Source organism: Mesorhizobium sp. M2A.F.Ca.ET.037.01.1.1 (assembly GCF_003998075.1).
Taxonomy (GTDB): Bacteria; Pseudomonadota; Alphaproteobacteria; order Rhizobiales; family Rhizobiaceae; genus Mesorhizobium.
Map to the genome: position 1 here is coordinate 1 of NZ_RZSA01000968.1, position 2,422 is coordinate 2,422.

3 protein-coding genes are annotated in these 2,422 nt (G+C 62.9%); all 3 read left to right on the forward strand.

From position 1 onward, the window contains the following. Positions 1–2: 2 nt before the first annotated feature. From lpxD to lpxA, 3 genes are read left to right on the forward strand one after another with little or no spacing between them, the layout of a single operon-like run. On the forward strand, positions 3–1,025 hold the full coding sequence (gene lpxD, locus EOA27_RS32050) for a UDP-3-O-(3-hydroxymyristoyl)glucosamine N-acyltransferase (protein WP_127258195.1): 1,023 nt from the start codon (positions 3–5) through the stop codon (positions 1,023–1,025). Beyond that, a complete protein-coding gene (fabZ, locus tag EOA27_RS32055; protein WP_127258198.1) occupies positions 1,018–1,479 on the forward strand; it encodes a 3-hydroxyacyl-ACP dehydratase FabZ in 462 nt (153 codons plus the stop codon). The genes lpxD and fabZ overlap by 8 nt, the downstream gene beginning before the upstream one ends. A 15-nt stretch (positions 1,480–1,494) precedes the next feature. Continuing rightward, positions 1,495–2,334: an acyl-ACP--UDP-N-acetylglucosamine O-acyltransferase gene (gene lpxA / locus EOA27_RS32060; RefSeq protein WP_126082655.1), complete on the forward strand. Its 840-nt coding sequence runs from the start codon at positions 1,495–1,497 to the stop codon at positions 2,332–2,334. Positions 2,335–2,422 lie beyond the last annotated feature (88 nt).

Below are 2,422 nucleotides of genomic sequence, written 5' to 3' on the forward strand. Positions count from 1 at the left end.
GCATCAAGCAGGCTGGCGCCGGTCAGATTCGCGACCTCGCCAGCCTGCTTGATGCCGCGCAGGCTGAAATTGCCATCGAAGCGCTGGCTCCCGCCAATGAGGGCGGTGACGGCGCGCTCGTCTTTGTCGACGGCAAGCGCAATTTCGCGCTGATGCAGTCGCTGAGGGCTGCCGCGGTCCTGTGCCCCGCCGATTTTGCGACCAAGGCGCCGCCAGGGATCGCGGTGCTCATGCATCCTCGTCCGCAACAGGCTTTCGCCATGGTCGGACGCCTTTTGTTTCCGCATGCCGCAACTCCGGGGCCAATGACCGGAGAAACCGGCATCTCGGCGCATGCCTTTGTCGATCCGTCCGCCCATATCGAGGAAGGAGCGATCGTCGAAGCGGGCGCAGTGATCGGCCCCGGCGTGTCCATCGGCAGCGGCACTGTCATTGCACCTCACGCCGTTGTTGGCCGCTCCTGCCAGATCGGCCGCGACGGGTTCGTCGGTCCGGGCGCCAGCATCCAATATGCGCTTGTCGGCAATCGTGTCATCATCCATGGCGGCGCAAGGATTGGCCAGGACGGTTTCGGCTTCGTGGGCGGCGCCAAGGGACCTGAACGCGTGCCGCAGATCGGCCGCGTCATCATCCAGGACGACGTCGAGATCGGCTCCAATTCGACCGTCGACCGCGGTGCGATGTCCGATACCATCATCGGCCAGGGCACAAAGATCGACAATCTGGTGCAGATCGCCCACAATGTTCGCATCGGCCGCAATTGCATTATAGCGGGCCTTTCGGGTATTTCCGGTTCCGTCGTCGTCGGCGACAACGTCACCATGGGTGGCGGTGTCGGCCTCGCCGATCATCTGACCATCGGGCCGGGAGCCAAGCTTGCTGCGAGAAGTGGATTCATGAACAACGTGCCGGCAGGCGAGGTCTGGGGAGGCTACCCGGCGCAGCCCATGGCGGAAGCCATGCGCGAGATAGCGATGCTGCGCAGGATGGCCAGGACGCGCAAGCAAGGCGACGGAAATGGCTGACATGGTGGCAACGACACTCGAGGCGGTTGACATCATGGGGCTCATGAAGCTCCTGCCGCACCGCTATCCGTTCTTGCTGATCGACCGTATCGTCGATATAGACGGCGACGAGTCCGCGGTCGGCATCAAGAACGTGACCATCAACGAGCCGCATTTCCAGGGCCATTTTCCGCAACAGCCGGTCATGCCCGGGGTGCTGATCATCGAGGCGATGGCCCAGACCGCCGGCGCGATCTGCATTCGCAGCCTCAACACGGAAAAGCCCTCACTGGTTTATTTCATGACCATCGACAATGCGAAATTCCGCAAACCGGTGGTTCCGGGCGATCAGCTCAGGATCCACGTCAAGAAGATCAGAAAGCGCGGCAACCTGCTGAAATTCGCCTGCGAGGCGATGGTTGACGGCGCGAAAGCCGCCGAGGCCGAGGTTTCGGCCATGATGGTCACCGGCTGACGGTTCGAAATGCTCATGAAAGTCGAGACATTCATCCATCCTTCCTCGGTCGTCGAAGAAGGAGCCCGGCTCGGCCAAGGTGTCCGCATCGGACCCTTTTGCCATATCAGCGCCGATTCAATCATCGGCGACCGCGTCGAGTTGGTCAGCCATGTGTCGGTGATGGGCGCAACAACCATCGGAGCCGGAACGAAGGTCTATCCGATGGCGACGCTCGGCGCGCCGCCGCAGAACACCAAGCACAAGGGCGGACGCACCACCCTGATTGTCGGTGAGAACTGCACCCTCCGCGAAGGCGTCACGATGCATGTCGGCACCGATTCCAGCCGCGGCGAGACGAGTGTCGGCGACAACGGCAATTTCCTTGCCTATGCCCACATCGCCCATGATTGCGTCGTCGGCAAGAACGCCACCTTCGCCAATGGCGCGACGCTCGGCGGCCATTGCGAGATAGGCGACAACGTCTATATCGGCGGGCTGACCGCCGTTCACCAGTTCGTGCGCATTGGCGACAACGCCTTCATCGGCGGCTGCTCTGCGGTTGTCGGCGATATCATTCCCTATGCGATCGCCGCCGGCAATCGCGCCAAGCTGCGCGGCCTGAACATCATCGGGCTCAAGCGCTCCGGCCTGCCGCGCTCGGAAATCTACCTGCTGCGCAAGGTTTACCGGTCGATTTTCGACCGTTCCCGCAGCGTCGCGGAGAATATCGATCTCGCCAGGGCGGAATTCGGCTCCTCGTCTCCTGCCGCCACGAAGATGATCGACTTCATCGCCAGCGGCGGCAAGCGGCACTATGCGGTCCCGCCGCTGAAGGGTGGCGGCGACGATGACAGCGGCGATGACGAGGCCTGAGCGCGCCGCATCAGGGTTTCAACTCGCGCCGGGCTCGAAGGTCGGCATTATTGCCGGCGGCGGCAGCCTGCCCGTCGAGGTCGCCGAT